Source organism: Marinomonas sp. UCMA 3892 (genome assembly GCF_012726345.1).
Taxonomy (GTDB): Bacteria; Pseudomonadota; Gammaproteobacteria; order Pseudomonadales; family Marinomonadaceae; genus Marinomonas.
Genome location: NZ_PTXN01000005.1, coordinates 193,403 through 213,822, shown reverse-complemented (window position 1 = coordinate 213,822; position 20,420 = coordinate 193,403). Strand labels below are relative to the sequence as shown.

General features: G+C 42.8%; 19 protein-coding genes and 1 pseudogene. 12 read left to right on the top strand and 8 right to left on the bottom strand.

The features are described from left to right. Positions 1 to 14 precede the first annotated feature (14 nt). Together B6N13_RS08820 and B6N13_RS08815 are read right to left on the bottom strand one after the other, a co-directional pair. Positions 15 to 623, bottom strand: a complete 609-nt coding sequence (locus B6N13_RS08820; protein WP_012069165.1) for a LysE family translocator — start codon at positions 621 to 623, stop codon at positions 15 to 17. Then, a complete protein-coding gene (locus B6N13_RS08815; RefSeq protein ID WP_048813957.1) occupies positions 620 to 826 on the bottom strand; it encodes a hypothetical protein in 207 nt (68 codons plus the stop codon). Before B6N13_RS08815 ends, B6N13_RS08820 begins: the two co-directional genes overlap by 4 nt. A gap of 246 nt (positions 827 to 1,072) precedes the next feature. Between B6N13_RS08815 and B6N13_RS08810 the strand changes: the two genes are divergently transcribed. The 4 genes from B6N13_RS08810 to B6N13_RS08795 all read left to right on the top strand — a co-directional run bounded on the left by B6N13_RS08810 (position 1,073) and on the right by B6N13_RS08795 (position 8,421). Further along, complete coding sequence (locus tag B6N13_RS08810; RefSeq protein WP_048813956.1) at positions 1,073 to 2,518, top strand: PLP-dependent aminotransferase family protein; 1,446 nt, start codon at positions 1,073 to 1,075, stop codon at positions 2,516 to 2,518. A gap of 160 nt (positions 2,519 to 2,678) precedes the next feature. Then, entirely contained in the window at positions 2,679 to 4,058 is a 1,380-nt protein-coding gene (locus B6N13_RS08805) for a TolC family protein (RefSeq protein ID WP_169459115.1), read from the top strand. Continuing rightward, positions 4,055 to 5,221, top strand: coding sequence for an efflux RND transporter periplasmic adaptor subunit (locus B6N13_RS08800; RefSeq protein ID WP_169459114.1), 1,167 nt, complete (start codon positions 4,055 to 4,057; stop codon positions 5,219 to 5,221). The genes B6N13_RS08805 and B6N13_RS08800 overlap by 4 nt, the downstream gene beginning before the upstream one ends. Next, on the top strand, positions 5,221 to 8,421 hold the full coding sequence (locus B6N13_RS08795) for an efflux RND transporter permease subunit (protein WP_169459113.1): 3,201 nt from the start codon (positions 5,221 to 5,223) through the stop codon (positions 8,419 to 8,421). The genes B6N13_RS08800 and B6N13_RS08795 overlap by 1 nt, the downstream gene beginning before the upstream one ends. A gap of 67 nt (positions 8,422 to 8,488) precedes the next feature. On the opposite strand, the gene zigA is transcribed toward B6N13_RS08795, so the two are convergent. Continuing rightward, entirely contained in the window at positions 8,489 to 9,700 is a 1,212-nt protein-coding gene (zigA, locus tag B6N13_RS08790; protein ID WP_012069160.1) for a zinc metallochaperone GTPase ZigA, read from the bottom strand. Positions 9,701 to 9,881: 181 nt separating this feature from the next. Next, a complete protein-coding gene (locus tag B6N13_RS08785; RefSeq protein ID WP_169459112.1) occupies positions 9,882 to 10,748 on the bottom strand; it encodes a delta-class carbonic anhydrase in 867 nt (288 codons plus the stop codon). A 310-nt stretch (positions 10,749 to 11,058) separates the two neighbouring features. Between B6N13_RS08785 and B6N13_RS08780 the strand changes: the two genes are divergently transcribed. Both B6N13_RS08780 and B6N13_RS08775 read left to right on the top strand, forming a co-directional pair. Next, complete coding sequence (locus tag B6N13_RS08780; protein ID WP_169459111.1) at positions 11,059 to 11,529, top strand: Lrp/AsnC family transcriptional regulator; 471 nt, start codon at positions 11,059 to 11,061, stop codon at positions 11,527 to 11,529. A 47-nt stretch (positions 11,530 to 11,576) separates the two neighbouring features. Further along, positions 11,577 to 13,250 (top strand): aminotransferase class V-fold PLP-dependent enzyme, encoded by a 1,674-nt coding sequence (locus B6N13_RS08775; protein WP_169459110.1) that lies wholly within the window; start codon positions 11,577 to 11,579, stop codon positions 13,248 to 13,250. Between the two features lie 28 nt (positions 13,251 to 13,278). Here the strand turns inward: B6N13_RS08775 and B6N13_RS08770 are convergent, their stop codons facing one another. The 3 genes and pseudogenes from B6N13_RS08770 to B6N13_RS23200 all read right to left on the bottom strand — a co-directional run. Beyond that, on the bottom strand, positions 13,279 to 13,746 hold the full coding sequence (locus B6N13_RS08770) for an MOSC domain-containing protein (protein WP_169459109.1): 468 nt from the start codon (positions 13,744 to 13,746) through the stop codon (positions 13,279 to 13,281). Between the two features lie 125 nt (positions 13,747 to 13,871). After that, on the bottom strand, positions 13,872 to 14,324 hold the full coding sequence (locus tag B6N13_RS08765) for a VOC family protein (RefSeq protein WP_169459183.1): 453 nt from the start codon (positions 14,322 to 14,324) through the stop codon (positions 13,872 to 13,874). 6 nt (positions 14,325 to 14,330) lie between these two features. Continuing rightward, a pseudogene (locus B6N13_RS23200) lies at positions 14,331 to 14,522 on the bottom strand (DUF6500 family protein); the annotation flags it as partial. Between the two features lie 165 nt (positions 14,523 to 14,687). Between B6N13_RS23200 and B6N13_RS08760 the strand changes: the two are divergent. The 4 genes from B6N13_RS08760 (at position 14,688) to bluB (ending at position 18,097) form a co-directional block, all read left to right on the top strand. Next, positions 14,688 to 14,948, top strand: coding sequence for a DUF4212 domain-containing protein (locus tag B6N13_RS08760; protein ID WP_012069154.1), 261 nt, complete (start codon positions 14,688 to 14,690; stop codon positions 14,946 to 14,948). 5 nt (positions 14,949 to 14,953) lie between these two features. Next, entirely contained in the window at positions 14,954 to 16,720 is a 1,767-nt protein-coding gene (locus tag B6N13_RS08755) for a sodium:solute symporter family protein (protein WP_169459108.1), read from the top strand. A gap of 101 nt (positions 16,721 to 16,821) precedes the next feature. Next, the gene (locus B6N13_RS08750) at positions 16,822 to 17,349 is read left to right on the top strand and encodes a hypothetical protein (protein WP_169459107.1); all 528 of its coding nucleotides are present in this window, start codon (positions 16,822 to 16,824) and stop codon (positions 17,347 to 17,349) included. Positions 17,350 to 17,440: 91 nt separating this feature from the next. Then, the gene (gene bluB, locus B6N13_RS08745; protein WP_012069151.1) at positions 17,441 to 18,097 is read left to right on the top strand and encodes a 5,6-dimethylbenzimidazole synthase; all 657 of its coding nucleotides are present in this window, start codon (positions 17,441 to 17,443) and stop codon (positions 18,095 to 18,097) included. 52 nt (positions 18,098 to 18,149) lie between these two features. On the opposite strand, the gene B6N13_RS08740 is transcribed toward bluB, so the two are convergent. Beyond that, entirely contained in the window at positions 18,150 to 19,385 is a 1,236-nt protein-coding gene (locus tag B6N13_RS08740) for an aminotransferase class V-fold PLP-dependent enzyme (protein ID WP_169459106.1), read from the bottom strand. Between the two features lie 152 nt (positions 19,386 to 19,537). Here B6N13_RS08740 and B6N13_RS08735 point away from each other — a divergent pair, with 152 nt between their 5' ends. Both B6N13_RS08735 and B6N13_RS08730 read left to right on the top strand, forming a co-directional pair. After that, positions 19,538 to 20,011, top strand: a complete 474-nt coding sequence (locus B6N13_RS08735) for an Lrp/AsnC family transcriptional regulator (RefSeq protein ID WP_169459105.1) — start codon at positions 19,538 to 19,540, stop codon at positions 20,009 to 20,011. A 193-nt stretch (positions 20,012 to 20,204) separates the two neighbouring features. Beyond that, the gene (locus tag B6N13_RS08730) at positions 20,205 to 20,408 is read left to right on the top strand and encodes a hypothetical protein (protein WP_157035945.1); all 204 of its coding nucleotides are present in this window, start codon (positions 20,205 to 20,207) and stop codon (positions 20,406 to 20,408) included. The last annotated feature ends 12 nt before the right edge of the window (positions 20,409 to 20,420 follow it).

Below are 20,420 nucleotides of genomic sequence, written 5' to 3'. Positions count from 1 at the left end.
CCTCTTCCGGGCGTTTAATTACCAATAATCAGTAATAATGTAGAGGCTGTGGCAATCCCCATACAAAAATTAAAGATTCGTTGGCGTTTTTGATCAGTTAACCAACGTCGAATACTCACTCCAGCCCACGCCCAAATTGAAATTGCAGGAAACCCCATCGCAGCAAACAATACGATCATCCAAAAACCAGACTGAACATATAAATCTCCAGCAATTGCGAACGAGCTGACACAACCAATCGCCATCATCCAAGCTTTTGGATTAACGTACTGAAAAAGCAAAGCCTGCCACCAATTCATTGGTGAAGATGGTGCTTTTTTAGTCTCTAAATTTCCCACTGGCGCACTGCCAATTTTCCATGCTAACCAAAGTAAGTAGGCACAACCAACCCATTTTAAAACGCTGTATAGAGGTGGATACCAGGTAAATAACGCACCAAGCCCCATTAAAGTAGACAGCAGCAGACTTGCGACACCAAGAACAATTCCTAGCATATGCGGTAAGGTTCGACGAAAACCAAACTGCGCCCCTGACGCCAATAACATAATGTTATTCGGGCCCGGTGTCACGGAAGTCACAAAAGCAAACATGGCAAGCGCTAAGAAAAAAGATACATCTATCATGACATCTGCCCTTTATTTTTAATAAGGAACATCACATCTCGCATAAATCCAACAATAGTCGCTTGTGACAACTCAGCCTGATGGCGTTCTTTTGTCATGCCTATGTCAATCATCTGCTGAGGAGTTAGAGATGCCAATTTTTTACGCGTTTGGAAACGCTCTATACTTTGTTGAAGACAAGAAAATAAACTGACAACTAACATGACTATCTCCTTTTAGACCACTTGTAAACTGCACAGACTAGGGCTTAACAAGCACTATGTGTATGAGTAACCACTTTAAGAGAAGATAGGAATACGATACAGATTCAAAAAATCACTTTATTAAACATACAGTGAGAGGTTTTTTTACACTGTATGGCCGAATAAACCTAAATCTGTATGGTCATAAATGGCAAATATACACTTTATAATCAATACAGATACCAAGAAGGCTTTAAGGGAGATGCTATGACACTTTATCAGAAACTTGCCAACCGCTTACGTGAACACATACAACATGACTTTTATAAGTCAGGTGACAAGCTGCCTTCTGTACGCCAATTAGCCCAAGAACATGGTGTCAGCATTTCAACTGTACAAGAAGCTTATAGGCAACTTGAGCAAGAACTACTGGTAGAAGCTCGACCAAAATCAGGCTACTTTGTTTGCTCACGCAAAAAGGACAATCTGCCCAGCATCTCAAGACCACCACAGCGCCCTTTGGAAGTTTCCCAATGGGAAGAAGTTCTCAATATGTTGATGAATCGCAGTGGTAATCAAGGCGTACAGTTGCAGCATGCTATGCCAGATATGAAAGCAACAACCTTGAAGCCCTTACTCAAAACGTTGTCAGATCTTACCAAGCAAAAACCAGAATTAGGATTAGGTTACGCGGATATTCGTGGTACGGAAGAATTACGCACCCAGCTATGTCGTCTTGCCGTCGCATCCGGTTGTCAGTTACACCCAGACGACTTAGTCGTTACCTCAGGCTGCCAAGAAGCGCTATCAGTTTGCTTGCGAGCGGTGACAGAACCTGGTGATATTATTGCCATCGAGTCTCCAAGCTTCTACGGTTCTATGCAAGCAATTAAAGCAGCGAACCTTAAAGCGATGGAAATTCCAACGCACCCAGAAACAGGTATCAGTTTAGAAGCTTTAGAATTGGCACTCGATCAATGGCCCATCAAAGCAATTTTTGTCACGCCGACATGCAATAACCCGCTGGGGTACACCATGCCAGAAGACAAAAAAGAGCAGCTCTATCGACTCGCACAAAGTTATGATATTGCCATCATAGAAGATGACATTTACGGTGATATCTCGTATCAGTTTCCACGCCCTAAAACCATCAAATCCTTTGATACAGATGGTCGAGTTTTATTGTGTTCATCATTTTCCAAAACTGTTGCCCCAGGCATGCGGGTTGGCTGGATTGCACCAGGGCGTTATCGAGACAAAGTTACTCACATCAAGTACGTAAGTAGTTCTATGTGTCCAGTTCTTCCCCAGCTTGCGATTGCGAAGTTTATTCGCTTAGGAGGCTACGCTAAGCACATCCGCAAAATGAGACAAGACTACGAGCAACAGAGAGACCATTTACTTAGCGTGATAAAAAACTATTTACCCAGTGACACCAGAGTTAGCTACCCTGTCGGTAGTTTTATCTTATGGGTAGAGCTTCATCCCAGTATTGACAGCATGAAGCTAATCGAACGTTGCCGCGAAGAAGGCGTAGGCTTTGCACCCGGCCCGCTTTTTTCTGCAACGGGTAAGTATCGTAATTGCTTTAGACTTAACTTCAGTGAGCAAAGTATGGAGAGGCGCGAATGGGCAATCAAAACTCTTGCAAAAATTCTGAAACAATTCGCAGACCAAACCAAGCCCGTCGTCAGTAATCTAATGGCGAGCTAAATAAGCAAACTAGGAATGTAAATAAACGAAAAGAAAGTTAAAAACGCTAACGAATGACATAATAATCAGGTAAAAATACCGTCTTGACTGTAAAGTAAACTTACAAACGTTTTTTAAAGACCAAGACGGTCTTAACACTTACCTCATTAGGATTTCATGAATGCAGAATCGGCCTTTACGATACCTAGGGCTTCTCTTTGTTGTACTCACTCTAGCTGCATGCAGCTCAAACGAACCCCGCAAGCATTTTGCCTCACTTGCACAACAAGAACTGGATGCCATAAGCAATAAAAAAACATCCCAATGGGATGCCTTAGATACTGTGGCGCCTGCCAGCTACCTCACGGATCTCATCCAAGATCCAGTGTTGGATGAACTAATCAAAACAGCACTTGAGTCTAACCCAAATATACAAAGCACCCTGCTCACTCTACAATCCAGCTTATGGGAGCTGAAAAGTACCCAAAGCAGCCAGCTACCTTCAGTTGATGCCAGTGTTTCTTCGAAAAAGTCCAAAGACTCAGACACTAACTACAGTGCCGACATCAATGTTAGTTGGCAATTAGACGTTTGGGGGAAACTAGCCAATACAGAGCAGGCCGCCAGCAAAACCTTAGCCAGTGACGAGGCTCTCTATCAAGCTAGCCGAGACACTCTCGTGGCGAATGTAATGAAAACGTGGTTATCACTAACTGCTAAGCAACATGCCATTAACATCGAACAACAAAGACTAGAACTACTTGAGTCTAATGAAAAACTTATTATACAACGTTTTAAAAATGGTTTAGATAATCTCGAAAAAATGGACGAGGCTCGAACATCGACCTCACAATCCAGAGCTAACCTTGTAGAATACAAAGAAGACTTAGAAACCCAAAAACGTGAGCTAAAACTCCTGGTAGGTACCACCGAACCTCTAGCGTTAGCACCTAATATAGATTACCCTCGCGTCAGTTTAACGCTCGATGAATTACCAAATCAAAGCTTACAACGTCGACCAGATTTAAAATCTGCGTACCTTTCCATTGAAGCGGCAGACCTTAAAACAACTCTCGCCTATAAAAATATGCTGCCATCAATCAACTTGAGCGCTGCTTTAAGCCAATCAGCAGACTCACCTCGCGTAGCGCTCTTTACCTCACCCGTCTGGTCATTAATGACTCAGCTTACCCAACCATTGTACCAGGGCGGTAAATTAAAGGCCGAGAGAGAAATCGCTAAATTGAATACCGCCAAAGCGTACCAAGCGTATCGTAATACCTTGTTAACAGCCGTAAATGAAGTGGACAATGCCATCGGACAAGAAAAAGTCCTACAGCAGCAAGTCAGTCATATTAGAGAAGCTCTTGAAAGCTCTCGCAGCAACCTTGCTCAGTATCAAAAAAAATACCGTAGTGGATTAGTACAACTAAGCGATTTAATTGCCGCTCAAAAAACCACGTTTGATCTCGAAGCTCAACTCGACAAACTCATTTTTAATCACTTATCAAACAGAATCACCTTAGGCGTAGCATTAGGCCTTGGAGTAAAACAACCATGAAACCCTCTTCCCAATGGATACTGCTTATCCTCTCTTTGCTCATCGCGCTTGCAACCTATTTTTATATAGACAACGCCCTAAGCAAAAAGGCTTTTAGCCTTAATAAAGCATTGCCAGAAAAAAAAGAAGAAGCCTTAGATGTCAGCGTCATTTCAGTTACCGCATCAAGCCATGAAGCCATGATTACGGCTTCAGGCATTGCGAACCCAAGATATCAGCTCACGCTCAACAGTAAAGTCAGTGGCGAAGTCGTGAAGATGTCAGATCAACTTGAAGTAGGTCAACGAGTTAAAAAAGGCGATGTGCTTGTCACTTTAAGCAACAAAGAACTCAACAGCGCGGTTGCTAATGCCAAAAAAACCTTAGCCAGTGCAGAACTAGCCCTGAAAGAAGAAATACGTCAAGGCGATCAAGCCCGTTCTGAATGGAAAGCAGCCGGATTCAAAGGGGACCCTGACTCCGATCTGGTATTACGTGTCCCGCAATTGGCCAATGCTTTGGCTGAAGTAGATTCTGCCAAAGCAACATTATTGGAAGCTCAGGACAATCTAAAACACACTCAGATCGTTGCGCCCTTTGATGCGCTTATAATCAGCCGTGCCATTGCTCCGGGTTCCTATTTAAATTCTGGCGGTGAAGTCGCCACCTTGTACAGTACTGACCGCGCTGAAATTACGATCAATCTTGCCAGTAGTGATTGGCAAAAACTGCCAGAAATGAAAACACTGCTTAACCGTCGAACACCGGTATTTGTTCATAGCATAGACTCAGATGATCAGTGGCAAGGGTATGTTATTGGTATCGATCAACACATAAATACTACCACTAGAATGCGCAGTTTGATCGTCGGAGTGGATTCGCCATTAGATCAAACACCATCGCTCTTACCCGGATCATTTGTCACCACACAACTGGAAGGCAAAGCCATTGCTAATTTATGGAAGTTACCTAGCACAGCGTTAAGTCAAAAAAGTGAAATTTGGTACGTCAATGACGAGAATCGTCTAGATGCCTTTGATACCACCCCCTTCTTTGTAGACTCCCAATCCATCTACATTTTGGCTCCTGAAAACCTTAGAAATCGGCCTTACTTGGTAATTAAAAAGCCTTTTAGTAGCTATATAAAAAACACCCTTGTTAATCCGTCAGAGCTGTCGCAATAATGAACCCATTAGATCAACCTAAAGGTATTATTCCATGGTTTGCAGGTAACCCTGTTGCAGCCAACTTGTTGATGCTGCTTGTTATTTCACTCGGCGTAATCAACATGGGATCACTTAATAAAAAAAGCTTCCCGACACTGCCACCCAATGGCATAGACATCAATGTTAGCTATGACAGTGGTTCTGCGAAAGAAAGCGAAGAAGGCATTGCCATTCCCATTGAGCAAAAACTGCAAGGTGTGGAAGGCATTAAAAACATTATGTCGACCTCTTCGGCCAGTGGAGCCGAAGTCAACATTGAGGTCAAAGATGGCTATGAACTGGATAATGTATTTTCAGATATCAAAGACAAAATCGGCGAAATCAACTCTTTTCCCAGTGAAGCCGATCGTGCAGTAATCACTAAGGACACACGTTCCGAGCTGGCTATTATTATTCAGCTTTACGGTGATGCTGATCGCCGCACCTTACAAACACTAGCAAACGATTTAAAAACAGACCTACTCGCAGATGAGCAAATTAACTCAGTGAGTATTTCTGGCACCTTAGACCAGACCATGCTAATTGAAGTAGACAAAAATAAGCTCGAGGCTTACGGCTTAACCTTAGCAAATATTCGTACTGCTATTACTGCGGAATCAGCGACATCCAAAGTTGCCACTCTAAGTAATAAAGATGTCTATCTTAAAATTAGCGCCGCTGAGCAAGCTTATTTTAAACAGCAGTTTAGCAACATTATTGTCAAAACCAACACCACCGGTGGCAATATCAAACTGGGGGAAATAGCGACTATTCGCGACACCTTTGATGACGATAAATTTGTGCTGTCCCGTTTTAATCAAAAAGATAGCCTTTCAATTCGCGTTAATACCACAGGTAATGACGATATTATCAATACTGTGGAAGCGACGAAAAAAGTTGTGGATACATGGAAAGACAGCGACAGATTGCCATCTCAAGTACAACTTACTACGTGGAATGATCGCAGCGAATCCATTAACCAACGTTTAGAACTCATGATCAAAAACGCCCTCACTGGCGTGTTATTAGTATTTGTATTATTAGCGATTTTCCTCAATATTACCGTGGCATTTTGGGTTGCCATGGGTTTACCTTTCATTTTCTTTGGCACCATTTTCGCCATGGGAACAAGCAGCATCGACCTCACTTTGAATATGATTACGACCTTTGGCTTTATCCTAGCCTTGGGTATTGTGGTCGATGATGCAGTGGTGGTTGGAGAAAGTATTTACGCTACCCGAGCTAGAGATGGTGACACATTAGGCAATACCATAAAAGGCACAATGGAAGTTGCCGTGCCAACGTTATTTGGCGTGTTCACAACAGTAGCCGCTTTTTGGGCGTTATCCAATATTGATGGCCGACTTGGCCAAATTTATTCTCAATTCGCCATCGTCGTCGCCATCTGCTTGGTGCTATCGGTAATCGAATCAAAAATTATTTTGCCAGCCCATTTGTCTCATTTAAATACACGAAAATCAAAACCGAATAATATTGTGTCTTCATTCTGGGCAATGGTTCAAGGTGGCGCAGATAAAGGCTTACAGTTTTTTAGCGACAAACTCTATCGACCTGCTATCGACTTTGCACTACAGCAGCGCTACGCCATGTGTGTTATTTTTATCACTTTATTTGCCTTAGTTATGTCAATGCCTTTTACTGGCGACATTCGCATGAGCTTTTTCCCTCGAATTCCCGGCGATTCTGTACGCACCACATTAACCATGCAAAGCGATAGCAGCTATGGTGAAACGCAAAAAGCACTATTAATCATCGAGCAAAAAGCGTATCAAGCGGATAAAGAACTCATCCAAGAAGCAAAGAAAAAAGGTAAAATCCCAGCAGATACATCACCGCAAGCCACTGGAATTAAACATATACAAACAGCTTCAAGTGGCGACCAAAGCGGTAATTTTCGTGTCGAGCTGGTCAGTGGGTCACCCTATTACAACTCAAGACAATTCACCAGCAAATGGCAAGAGATTTCCGCACAAGTAGAAGGCGTAAAAAGCTTACGCATTCGCTATGGCCAAGACACGGTAGATGCACTGTATGTTGAACTAACTAGTAGCGACTCTAGCGCTTTAGACGGTGCCATGGAAACCTTTATTGAAAAGCTAAAAGCCATTCCCGCCGTCACAGGTGTGGAAAAATTTGATACTCCACCGGAGTCACGTTTAGCGCTAAATTTAACAGAACAAGGACGACTATTAGGGCTCAGCTCTACCGAGCTTGCTAGCCAAGTCGCACAAAATTTCGATGGCACCGTAGTACAAAAATACCAGCGTGATAACGACGAAATTGAAGTTCGAGTAGGCTTTCCCAGAGACCAACAAGAATCCCCCGCAGCGGTGATGAGCACCAAAATCGTCCTTGAGAATGGGGCAAGAATCCCACTGTCAACAGTAGCGAGTTTAACAAAAACCGAAGTTCAGACTGACATTATTCGTATTGATGGCAAGCGCTCGTATTACCTTTCAGCCGAAGTCGATAAAGACGTAATGTCTTCGACCGAAGTCGTCGAATATTTACAAAGTGCCGTGATGCCAAATATGAAAAAACAATTTTCTAGCGTGAATTTTGACTTTTCAGGAGAAGCAGAAGAACAAGCAGAAACGGAATCCTCTTTAGGAAAAATGTTTATGTTGGCCCTGCTTATTATTTACGCTTTATTAGCCATTCCACTAAAATCTTACAGCCAACCTATTATCATCATGATGGCAATTCCATTTGGTATTATTGGTGCCCTGTTAGGACACTGGATGAATGACCTTGCTTTGAGCATTTTCTCGCTCAATGGCATCTTGGCACTAAGTGGCGTGGTGGTAAACGACAGTCTTTTGCTGGTATCTCGTTTTAACGATATTCGCAAAGACACAGTGCATGTGAAACAAGCCATTCGCCAAGCCTGCCAAAGCCGATTACGTGCAGTCTTACTAACCTCTTTCACAACCTTTGCAGGACTGATTCCAATCTTGTGGGAGACATCAAGGCAAGCTCAAGCACTCATTCCAGCGGCGGTCTCTCTTGGTTACGGCATTATGTTCGCAACTCTTATCACATTGATATTAATTCCGGTGTTATTAATGATTAAAGAAGATATTCACACATTAATAGCTCGTTTGAAGAGCAAAACAGTAGATGTATTGGAACCTGTGAACACGGGTGACGAAAGATAGACAAATACACGAAACAAAGCCTTTGCTTTGATAAAGCTGAAGACTTTGTTTCGTTTAAAGACTAGGCTTAAGCAACCTCTTGCCATTCAGGAAATGGATCGGGCAAATTAGCCCACGCATTTTTACCTGCCAGCAATTCATCATCGCTTAACAAACAGGCATCTAACGCTTTAATAACCGCTTCTTTTTTCAAGTTCTGACCGATAAAAACCAGTTCTTGGCGCATGTCACCGAAAGGCTCTACCCATTGATCTGCTATTGATTCAAGATATTCTGGATCTTGTGGCCATTTATCCTTAGGTACCGCCTTCCAAAACATGCCAGCAAAACCATAATGAGCAATACCACCAGCCTGACTCCATTGACCAGCGAACTCTGGACGAGTAGCCAACCAAAAATAGCCTTTCGAGCGCAGCAACTTCCCATACGCCTCAGTGTTATGAAGGAAATCAAAAAAACGCTGAGGATGAAAAGGTTTTCTCGCCAAATAAGAAAAACTGCCAATACCATATTCTTCCGTTTCAGGTACATGCTCGCCCCGCATTTCTTTTAACCAACCTGCCGCTTGCTGAGCTTTTTCGAAACTAAATTTATGGGTTCCCAACAAACGTTTTGGCTCAATTTGACCTTGCTGAATAGGGATAATGTCGGCTTCGGTATTAAAGCTTCGTAGAATGGATTCTAACTGTTTTAATTCTGTTTCACCTATTAAGTCCGTTTTGCTGATCAAGATGATGTCAGCAAACTCGACTTGGTCAATTAACAAGTCAGCCACACTACGTTCATCCTCTTCACCGAGGGATTCACCGGTTTCCTGCAGGGATATTGCCGCGTCATAATCCTTCATAAAATTCACTGCATCCACGACAGTGACCATGGTATCTAGGCGAGCGATGTCAGAAAGACTGATCCCATCTTCATCTGCAAAAGTGAAAGTCTCGGCTACAGGTAATGGCTCAGAAATGCCGGTAGACTCAATGACCAAATAATCAAAACGATTATCTTCAGCTAACTTTCGCACCTCAATAAGCAAATCTTCACGTAACGTGCAGCAGATACAACCATTGCTCATTTCGACGAGCTTTTCTTCGCTGCGATTTAGCGACACTTCCTGTTTAATGGTTGCGGCATCAATATTGATCTCACTCATATCATTCACAATAACCGCGACTTTCAGACCATCTCGGTTATTCAGTATATGACTTAATACGGTGGTTTTACCGGCCCCTAAAAAGCCAGATAACACAGTAACAGGTAATTTATTTGTCTTGTTGTTCATGACGGTCTCCTCAATAGAAATGTTATAATATAACATTTCTATCAATTCAGATAGAAGCATTTTTACACCGAACAACTGGAGCACAAAAAACCTCATCAAAAAGACTAAAAAACCCTCTATAAAAAGGGCTTTTGCTGTAAAGGTTTAATGGCGATTTACACACCTATAGATGTGAGTTTATTTACTCATCAACGGAAATTTCCGATAGTAAATCAGGGTTCGTAACCAAGTTTCGCACACCATGAGCATGATCCTCTTGATACACATTTTGGCTATCACACCACGCCCCCATTGATTGAATATTAACCTTGGCGACTTTAGGTCGAACATTCCATGTCACTTCAAAAGGTGAGACTTTTTCATTGTAGGAAGGACCTGTTGTTGAACCTACATAGGTCACTGATTGACCGGTATTATTTGGAATATCAGTCGCTTGATAAAACCCATTACGAACTTGGTGTGACGTCATATCTCTAAAATCTAAGGCATTGCGATCATTCACTGCAACAAACACGAGGGACTCAACCCGTAGCTTTGGTGTGGCTTCCTCTTTGTTAATACACGCCCCAAGTGTTGGCCCGGGCTCTACTTGCCCAGTGGAATACACATAATGCAATTCGATCGTATCGCCCGGAAGCACTTCGCTGTATTTACTTTTGCACACAGCGTCACCTTTTAAAGGCATTAACTCTGCTTGATTGAGTTGACCAGCATAAAGATAGCCGGTTTGGTAACCTTTACCGTCTCCATTGCCAGCATAACGAGTAAACTCCCCTCCTTTGTGTTCAGCATTCTTATGGAAATGAATATTACAAAGATTCATTTCATTAACTGCTGGAGCATTGACAAACAGTTTTTCATTACGCCCAAACTTGATATCAATATCCCGAGGCGATTGGGGCCCAGCACCTTGCTCCTTTGCGCTCATTTCCAGTGCTCGACGCTGTTTTGCCATTTCGTCATCTGCCACTATTGCTGACTCACCGGCAAGCGCCAGACTCGACAAAAATCCAATACCAATAATACGAGCAGCACTTTGCACAACCATTTAATACTCCTTTAATTGCTTTATCCAAGGGTTGTTCTTTCACTATGACCTTTGTATTTGGTCGATCACGATTATAAAGAGACAAGACAACATAGAAACACGCGAGCCATAAACTTTAGTCACCCCTGACATTTAACCCTTAAGAATCCTTTTTTATTATAAAAAACAATCTTTTCGAAAATAATTTCTTATTGTTAGAAAAAACATGATTCCTCTTAATTGATGCTTCAAGCAACCATATTGCTTAGCTCCAGAAAAAACGAGAGAATATGGAATTATTTTCTAATTAAATAACAATATAGAGAACAAAATGCACTTAGATGAGATAGATTTGCAACTACTTGCCTTAATTCAGAGTGATGATAGTATTTCCACAGAGTCGATGGCTCAGCAGGTTGGCCTATCAAAAACACCTTGCTGGAGACGAATTCAAAAGCTCGAAAATGCTGGTTTTATTAAACGCCGTGTCGCGCTTTTAGACGCGGACAAGTTAGGGCTTGGAGTTTCTGTTTTTGTCCAAGTGAAAACCAATCAGCATGATGCAAATTGGGCAGAAGAATTCGCCCGCGTTGTTGCCGAGTTCCCTGAAGTGGTGGAGTTTTATCGCATGGCAGGGGAATACGACTACTTACTTCGTGTGTTGGTAAAAGACATTCCAGCGTATGACAAATTTTATAAACGATTAATTAGTGCCACCGCATTAACTGACGTCACCTCAAACTTCGCGATGGAGCAAATTAAGTGGACAACTCAGTTGCCCTTGCCCACCCCGAAATCATAATGTGACAAAAGTATTTATCTATGCGGCAAGCCCAAAAGGAAAGAAACATGTCCATTGCTGCCGCAGAGAACATAACCGATCAAAATGCCAATACGTCATTAGATAAAGACGCTTTGTTTGCCCGCATTCGTGATGGCATTATTGGTAAAGACACGCAAATACCAACACCTTTTGGCACCAGAACTTTGACTTACGCTGACTACACAGCCTCCGGCCGTAGTCTAGACTTTATCGAAGACGCCATTCGCCAACATGTCTTACCGCTTTATGCCAACACGCACACCGAAGCCAATGCCACCGGCCAACAAACAACGGCATTCCGAGAACAAGCACGCCAACAAATTAGACAAGCGGTTAATGCCAGTGAAGATGACCTAGTCATATTTTGCGGCAGCGGTGCCACCAGCGCGATTAACACCTTGATTAGCCAATTAAGTCTGCGCCAATTGAGTCCGTCTGAAAAGTCTGAAATCTGCGTTTTCATTGGTCCATATGAACACCATTCCAATGAATTACCATGGCGAGAGTTGGGCGTTGAAGTGATCCGTATTCCCGAGTCCAAAGACGGTGGTGTGTGTCTAGCCACTTTAGAAACAGAGTTGCAGGCTAAACAAGGTAAACGTCTCATCGGTAGTTTCAGCGCAGCGTCCAACGTCACAGGCATTTTATGCGACCAAGGTGCCATTACCGCCTTGCTCCATCGCTACCAAGCGTTGGCTTTTTGGGATTTTGCTGCAGCGGCGCCTTATGTTGCACTGAACATGAACCCAAATGCGTCCTCAGATCTGGCTAAAGATGCGATCTTTTTCTCCACTCATAAATTCATTGGTGGCCCAGGTACTCCAGGGATTTTAGTGGTTAAAAAAACCGTGATTCATAATTCCAAGCCCAGTCTGATCGGTGGTGGCACGGTATCTTTTGTTACCCCAGACGACCATACTTTTTTACCCGTTGGTGAACGCCGAGAAGAAGGCGGTACACCCAGTATTGTCGAATCGATTCGTGCTGGTTTGGTATTTCAGCTTAAACAAGCCGTTGGTGAAAAGGCTATCGAAGTGCGTGAACATGAGCTGGTGAAGATGATCGACCAGCGTTGGCGGAACCACCCAAGGATTGAGCGGCTAGGACACGATCAAGCGGCGCGCTTGTCCATTACCGCGTTTCGCATCAAAACGGATTTTGGCTATTTGCATCACGGCTTTATCACCGCATTATTAAACGACTTATTTGGTATTCAAGTTCGCGGTGGTTGCTCTTGCGCAGGCCCTTATGGACACCAACTATTAGGCATTGGCAAAGCTGAGTCTGAACGAATCCAAGAAGCGATGAAAAAAGGCGAGAAGCTAGTCAAACCGGGTTGGGTTCGTTTCAATTTGAACTATTTCTTAGATGAAGCAGAAGCCACATTTATATTAGACGCCATCGATTTTGTCGCGAAACATGGCACGACATTATTACCCTACTACGCATACGATCAAAAAAGCGATTTGTGGCGTTTTCAAGGTAAATCGGCAACACCTAAATCGCTCAACGACTTGTTATGGAAGGCACCAATCAAGGAACCAAAACTAAGTCCAGTAGAAGATAAAATGGCTTATTTAATCGCCGCAGAAGCCGTTGTAACAGACTGCTTAGCAGGAAAATATCAACCGCAAATTCAACCATTTAATACGGAGTTCAACGATATTAAACGCTTTGTTCTGGCAACTGACTTCGCTTAAATATCCTATCCTTTGATCCCAAGAAATACTATTTGCTGTTTCTTGGGATCAAATTAAATTGCATGCCTGTTCTTAATATTCCAGTACTTAAAACATTGGCTCTTAAACCACCACGATGAAGCCAAGCTCTCACGACTTGTGGTGATGATATAGAATCATTGGCTAGCGATTTTCCCAGCGAGCCACAAGGCTCACACAGTTCAACTCCGTAAAAACGTACATCACCAATAGAGAACTCTTGACCAACTAATTGGTTCAGTCGCACGCCTTGGGTCACTATATTTCTTCTAGTCGCTGATAGAGCAATACTTTGTCCAAAGTTAGCATTAAAAGCTGCGATCTCTTCACTTTCGACAAAGGTAATATTAGGGCCGTCTGTGCCCTTTTTTCCGTAATATCGGTCGCCTACGATGCCTTTACCCGCATCCACTTTGACAGCATCAATCCCTATCTGGGATTGTTTGGATTTTTTCGACACGAAAATTGCTTGAATCACTCTTTGTCTCCTAAGACAAGTCTGTCACTGGTCGATTATGACATACGCAATGATTAAAAACCCTCACCAAAAGATCAGTCATCAAGAAGGCTATTCTTCTTTAGTAGGACTAATATGGTACAGATTTAATGTAACCACTCCAATCCTTCATAAGGTTTAGTTTTTAAAGACTCAAGACGTGTAGCAAGGGAACCTGAATGCAGTTCTAACTTATGACCATCAGGGTCTTCAATATATAAAGAATCCCCTTCACTGCTATTTACTTGCCATTGCTTCACTGCTTGAAAAGCATTTTTTTGCTGAACACGAGACATAGCTGATAAGTCAAAACTAAAAGCAAAATGCGTATAATCCCGACTAGGTTTGGCTTCACCCAGCGATAAACAAAGCCAACAATCCCTGTATGACAAATAGGCGCCTGTATTCCAACGTACTTCTGCTTTAAAACCTAGAAGGTGACAATAAAATTCAAGAGAGGAATCGAGATTCGCCACACTCAAGGTTAGATGATTAAGGCCTTTATTTTGTTCAGCATAAGATGATTGAAATACTGATGAGTCATCAAGCGATACCACCATGGCATAAATCTTGGTGGCTTTTTCGAAGTGATTCAGTTGCTGTTCTTCAATCCACCAACGGGCAACAGCCATCAAGGTGATAGGATCATCATTTTTATTGGCAAAAAAAGCATAAAACGATACCTGAACACCATCACCTTTTTGTTTTATTTTTTCAGCACAAACCGAAAGAATCTTTTGTTTAATATTTATGTTCATTTCTCTTACTCTCTTTCGAAAGGCAATGAAAGGCAATATTACGTAAATCCCGCCTAGACATATATTGATTAAAAATCACTCTATTCGACTAAAGTCTGACTTCTTATTAGACAACTGCCTGCTAAATTAATAGGGCGTATAACAATAATTATAAGGAGATCTACCGTGTCAGATCATAATATTAATGCAGAAAAATACTGGCAAGCAAACCTCAGGCTGATACTAGGCAGTTTAGTGGTTTGGGCATTAGCATCCTACGGTTGTGCCATTCTACTTCGTCCCATGCTCTCAGGCATTATGATTGGAGGTGCTGATTTAGGCTTCTGGTTCGCTCAGCAAGGCTCCATTCTTGTATTCATCGCTTTGACCTTCTTCTACGCTTGGAGAATGAACAAGCTTGATGAAGAATTTGGCCTTCAGGAGTAAGTCGCATGGATCAATTTACTATCAATTTACTTTTCGTCGGCGGCTCCTTTGCGCTTTATTTTGGTATTGCATTTTGGGCTCGAGCTGGTTCGACAAAAGAGTTCTACGTTGCAGGCGGTGGCGTCCATCCGGTACTTAATGGTATGGCAACAGCTGCTGATTGGATGTCTGCAGCGTCTTTCATATCCATGGCGGGGTTGATCGCAGCAGGCGGTTACGCTAACTCAACTTATTTAATGGGTTGGACTGGCGGCTATGTATTACTGGCTATGTTACTTGCACCTTACTTACGTAAATTTGGTAAGTTTACCGTGCCAGACTTCATCGGCGATCGTTTCTACAGTGGTACCGCTCGTTTAGTAGCGGTTGCATGTTTAATCATTGCTTCAGTTACCTATGTAATCGGCCAAATGACTGGTGCAGGCGTAGCATTCTCTCGCTTCTTGGAAGTAGATAACAACACAGGTCTTTTGATCGCTGCGGTTGTGGTATTCTTCTACGCAGTATTAGGTGGCATGAAAGGCATCACTTATACGCAGGTTGCGCAATATGTGGTTCTAATCATCGCTTACACTATTCCTGCGGTTTTCATCTCCTTACAATTAACAGACACATTTATACCTGCTGTCGGTCTTTTCTCTAACCACACTGAATCTGGCATGCCGTTGCTACAAAAGTTAGATGAAGTGGTACGAGAACTTGGCTTTAGAGATTACACAGCCGATGTTGATAACAAACTGAATATGGTTCTGTTTACGCTATCTCTGATGATAGGTACAGCAGGCCTACCACACGTTATTATTCGTTTCTTTACTGTTCCTAAAGTGGCCGATGCTCGTTGGTCTGCTGGTTGGGCGCTAGTATTCATTGCTTTGCTATACCTAACAGCACCTGCTGTTGCGTCTATGGCTCGTTTGAACTTGTTGACCACCATCTATCCTTCTGGCCCAACAGCGGCACCTATTGAGTATGCTGAACGTCCTGATTGGGTTCAAACTTGGGAAACTACCGGTCTTATCAAGTTCGACGATAAAAATGGCGATGGTCGAGTACAGTTCTATAACGATGTTCCAGCTTTCAAAGACGAGGCAACTGCGCGTGGTTGGGCTGGTAATGAATTAACGGTTAACGGTGATATTCTTGTATTGGCAAACCCAGAAATTGCAAACCTTCCTGGTTGGGTAGTTGGTCTGATTGCTGCCGGCGGTTTGGCGGCAGCACTTTCAACCGCTGCCGGTCTACTATTAGCAATTTCGTCTGCAATAAGTCATGACTTAATAAAAGGATCAATAAACCCCAATATTAGTGACAAAGGAGAACTCAGGGTTGCAAGGATATCCATGTTCGTCGCCATAGCATTGGCTACTTACTTAGGCATGAATCCACCGGGCTTCGCGGCTCAGGTAGTAGCATTAGCCTTTGGTATTGCTGCAGCCTCTATCTTCCCTGCTCTAATGATGGGTATCTTCTCTAAACGTGTGAATAGCACTGGGGCAATCGCTGGTATGCTAGCGGGTCTGATTTCTACCTTGGTTTATATTTTCTTATTCCTTGGCTGGTTCTTCATCCCCGGTACAGCGTCGTTCGCCAATACTCCAGATAATTGGTGGTTTGGTGTATCACCATTGTCATTCGGCGCCATTGGTGCGGTGATTAACTTTGTGGTCGCGTTTACCGTCTCTTCGATGACAGCGCCACCACCAAAAGAAATCCAAGACCTTGTTGAAAGCGTTCGTTACCCTCAAGGTGCAGGCGGTGCTGTTGACCACTAAAATTTAACAAAAAGCACTTCCTATCAATTGGGCCTCACTTCTTTGTGAGGCCCAATTTCCTTATAATAAAAATCTACAAAATATCAAAAAAGAGAACGCTTATGTTTTGGGAACTCATTGCTACCGTTTTTGCCGGTATTGGCGGCGCAGGTATTGCTCTGTTGTTAAGAAAAATAACCAAACAAACCGCGCCGAAATGGCTGGTTCCTGTGTTTGCTGGTGTTGCCATGCTTGGTTTTCAAATTCAAGGTGAATACGACTGGTACGATCATCAAACGAGCTTACTGCCAGAAGGCGTTGTCGTTATAAAAGCTGTTCAAGAAGAAGCCCCATGGCGTCCTTGGAGCTACGTATTCCCACAAACTCTTCGTTTTATCGCTGCCGATGTAGAGAATTCTGCAAAAAATAAAATTGATCCGAACCTTGTTCTAGTCGACTTGTACTTTTTTGAACGTCGCCACATGGCGAAACGCGTTCCACAAATAGTCGATTGCGTACAAGGCGCCAGAACAGATTTCACTCAATCTTTTACAGCCTCCCCAGATTCAAAACAGCCATCAACTTCAACTTGGTATCCACTTGAAAGCGATGATTTATTACTAAAGGCGGTTTGTAGCGATCAAGCGTAGAAAAAATCTCTTTAACCCAAGTTTTCCTCATTGGCATAAAACATCATAACTCCTCATAATATCGATCTATCCAATTGCGAAAGTCGATATTATGAACATCACTCCAGAAGAGCGCGACGCAGTTTACAAGACCATATTTTCTCGTCGAGATGTACGACGAGAATTCAAACCCGATCCTATTCCGAACGATGTTTTAGAGCGCATATTATTGGCTGCACACCATGCGCCAAGCGTCGGTTTTATGCAGCCTTGGGACTTCATTCTTGTCACCAAAGCAGAATCCAAGACGCAAATTAAACAAGGATTTTTGCAAGCTCACGCCGAAGCAACCGAACTGTTTGAAGGCAAGCGTAAAGAGCAATATAAGAGTTTCAAACTAGAAGGCATTGAAGAAGCGCCACTGGGTATTTGTGTGACATGCGATCGCAGCCGGACGGGCTCTGTTGTATTAGGGCGAACCGCGAAGCCAGAAATGGATCTATTCAGTTCGGTGTGCGCGGTACAAAATCTATGGCTAGCCGCAAGAGCGGAAAACCTCGGTGTTGGCTGGGTCAGTATTATTCATGACAAGGTCATACGCGACACGCTTAACATTCCTGAATCCATCGATATCATTGCCTATTTGTGCGTGGGCTATGTGGACACATTTCATGACACGCCAGACCTAGAAAGGGCTGGCTGGTTACCAAGACGAGATGCTAGCTCTGCAATTCATTATGATTCTTGGCCAGAACCAACTAAAGAATAATTCACGTAAAAAAACAGCGAGTGCAGAGACAAAATCTACCCTCGCTCTAGTCCTATGAAAGCGCCTTATCTAAAGCCTCGATCAACTGATCCATTTCTTCGTCATTCGTATAATGAACAAATGACAAGCGAACCACGCCTGTACTTGTGTCCACCCCCATCGCTTCTAGCAAACGCACGGCATAGAAGTGCCCTGCTCCACAAATAATGCCTTGATCAACTAATTTCTGCGCCAGTTCCTGAGGTGTTTGTCCTTTGGGAATAATCGACACCGTGGCGGCTCTCTTCGCAGGATCTGCCGTTCCAAGTAAGGTCAACTTAGGATGTTGATCGACAAAGCGAAGCAACTTGGCCAACAAGACTTGTTCGGCATCATGGAACAAATTTCTCACGCGCAGGGCTTTTTCAGCACCAGAGTCCGTTGCATCGAAATGATGATCGTGCAAGGCATCAAAATAGTCCAACACTCCACTGCTTGCCGCCACTTGAGCATGATCAGGTCCTGCAGGCACAAACCATTTTTGACGATAAGCTTTGTTAAAATAATGCGCCTGATTACCCAATTTATCAGCCATGGCATCGCGAATGACCATCACACCAAGATGCGTTCCATACGCTTTATAAAGCGAGAATAGATAAATATCCGCACCCAATGCATCCACATCTGGCAAACCATGACCGGCAAAAGATACACCATCAACCACAGTCGCAATTCCCGCCGCTTTCGCTCGTGCGCAAATATCCGCTACTGGATTGATTTCAGCGACAATATTTGAGCAATGAGTAAAAGCTAAAAGCTTGGTTCGTTCCGTAAAAAGGGTCTCTAAGTTATTAATATCTAATGATCCAGTCTGAGCATCCACTTGCCATTCTTTAATCACGATTCCACGTACTTCTAATGCACGCCAAACACCAATGTTTGCTTCGTGATCTTGATTAGTGACAATGATCTCGTCGCCCGCTTTTAGAATCTTGCCAAAAGCTTGCGCCAATACATACGTATTCTGAGAGGTAGAAGGTCCAAGATGCACTTCACTAGTCTTCACATTCAAATAAGATGCTAAACGCTCGTGAGATAAATCCATCTGAGCACCGGCTTTTTGTGCTGCAGGATGAAGGTGATAAGGCTGCAGTTTGGTTTCTCGATAATATTGATCTAAATGATCAATCACCGCCTGACAAGCATAAGAACCACCCGCATTATCAAAAAACGCCTGACCCGCTAAAGAAGGTTCTTTAAACGCTGGGAATTGAGAACGCACAAACGCCAAATCTAACCTAGGTGCCATTACTTTATCTCCTTATCGAATGCAATCTTAAGCTTGTCATCTACAACAAACTTATATGATAAAAGTATAGATAATATGCCGCACAAGTTGTTTGCTATTTACAGGGAGAATCACTAACGTAATACAAGATTTTTGTTTAATTAGAGCCTTTTATGAAAGAAATCACCTTAGACCGCACCGATTACAAAATAATCCAAGCATTAGAAAAAGATGGCCGCCTTAGCAATACACAATTAGCTGAGAGTATTAATCTCTCACAATCGCAGTGTTTAAGGCGCTTACGCCAACTAGAAGAAATGGACATTATTAGTGGTTATCGAGCGCAGGTGAATTACCAAAAACTTGGCTACAGTGTCATGGCTTGGACATTAGTCACAGTCAGTAAAGACGTCCCGAATGCACGTGATAATGTAATGCGCTTTCTGCAACAGCAAAGCGCTGCTATAAACGTTCATGGTGTGACTGGAGACGTAGATTTGATGGTAGAAATTCATGCTAAAGACATGGCGCAATTCACTGACTTAGTAGTCAAACAACTTTATGCCCATGCAGACGTTGTGAGCACAAAATCCTACATACGTTTAGACACAGCAAAGCAAAATGGTAGCCCTTTGGACAATATATAAATAAGCTGAAAGCCTTTATATATCTTGTGTCCACTAACTTACATAATAGTTAACTGTCCGATTGATTAGTTTTTTTCAGGTATAGGCGTATTTTTTATCGTTTGTCTTATTTACCCATAGTTTCTAATATACAAGCATCAAAACGGAATAAGTTTTGATGCTTTTTGAAACAACCATAAACGAGGAATACATCATGAAAAACACTAAATCTATTGCTGAGCTATTAGAAAGCGTAAACACTTCTTTTCTTACTGATGCTGAAAAATACGAAGCTATCGCTCGTGCAGAACGCGCTGAATTTATCATTGCTAGCATCTCTGCTGCTGCTCAAGCCGTTAAAAATGTAGCAATCAAATTGAAATCAGCACTTGTATCTTCTTCTGCTCAACACGCTTAATAGATCAATAAG

What these genes read in the sequence shown, in the direction of transcription:
- B6N13_RS08820 (WP_012069165.1), bottom strand. Translation starts at nt 623, where the DNA reads ATGATAGATGTATCTTTTTTCTTAGCGCTTGCCATGTTTGCTTTTGTG.
- B6N13_RS08815 (WP_048813957.1), bottom strand. Translation starts at nt 826, where the DNA reads ATGTTAGTTGTCAGTTTATTTTCTTGTCTTCAACAAAGTATAGAGCGT.
- B6N13_RS08810 (WP_048813956.1), top strand. Translation starts at nt 1,073, where the DNA reads ATGACACTTTATCAGAAACTTGCCAACCGCTTACGTGAACACATACAA.
- B6N13_RS08805 (WP_169459115.1), top strand. Translation starts at nt 2,679, where the DNA reads ATGCAGAATCGGCCTTTACGATACCTAGGGCTTCTCTTTGTTGTACTC.
- B6N13_RS08800 (WP_169459114.1), top strand. Translation starts at nt 4,055, where the DNA reads ATGAAACCCTCTTCCCAATGGATACTGCTTATCCTCTCTTTGCTCATC.
- B6N13_RS08795 (WP_169459113.1), top strand. Translation starts at nt 5,221, where the DNA reads ATGAACCCATTAGATCAACCTAAAGGTATTATTCCATGGTTTGCAGGT.
- zigA (WP_012069160.1), bottom strand. Translation starts at nt 9,700, where the DNA reads ATGAACAACAAGACAAATAAATTACCTGTTACTGTGTTATCTGGCTTT.
- B6N13_RS08785 (WP_169459112.1), bottom strand. Translation starts at nt 10,748, where the DNA reads ATGGTTGTGCAAAGTGCTGCTCGTATTATTGGTATTGGATTTTTGTCG.
- B6N13_RS08780 (WP_169459111.1), top strand. Translation starts at nt 11,059, where the DNA reads ATGCACTTAGATGAGATAGATTTGCAACTACTTGCCTTAATTCAGAGT.
- B6N13_RS08775 (WP_169459110.1), top strand. Translation starts at nt 11,577, where the DNA reads ATGTCCATTGCTGCCGCAGAGAACATAACCGATCAAAATGCCAATACG.
- B6N13_RS08765 (WP_169459183.1), bottom strand. Translation starts at nt 14,324, where the DNA reads ATGGTGGTATCGCTTGATGACTCATCAGTATTTCAATCATCTTATGCT.
- B6N13_RS08755 (WP_169459108.1), top strand. Translation starts at nt 14,954, where the DNA reads ATGGATCAATTTACTATCAATTTACTTTTCGTCGGCGGCTCCTTTGCG.
- B6N13_RS08750 (WP_169459107.1), top strand. Translation starts at nt 16,822, where the DNA reads ATGTTTTGGGAACTCATTGCTACCGTTTTTGCCGGTATTGGCGGCGCA.
- bluB (WP_012069151.1), top strand. Translation starts at nt 17,441, where the DNA reads ATGAACATCACTCCAGAAGAGCGCGACGCAGTTTACAAGACCATATTT.
- B6N13_RS08740 (WP_169459106.1), bottom strand. Translation starts at nt 19,385, where the DNA reads ATGGCACCTAGGTTAGATTTGGCGTTTGTGCGTTCTCAATTCCCAGCG.
- B6N13_RS08735 (WP_169459105.1), top strand. Translation starts at nt 19,538, where the DNA reads ATGAAAGAAATCACCTTAGACCGCACCGATTACAAAATAATCCAAGCA.
- B6N13_RS08730 (WP_157035945.1), top strand. Translation starts at nt 20,205, where the DNA reads ATGAAAAACACTAAATCTATTGCTGAGCTATTAGAAAGCGTAAACACT.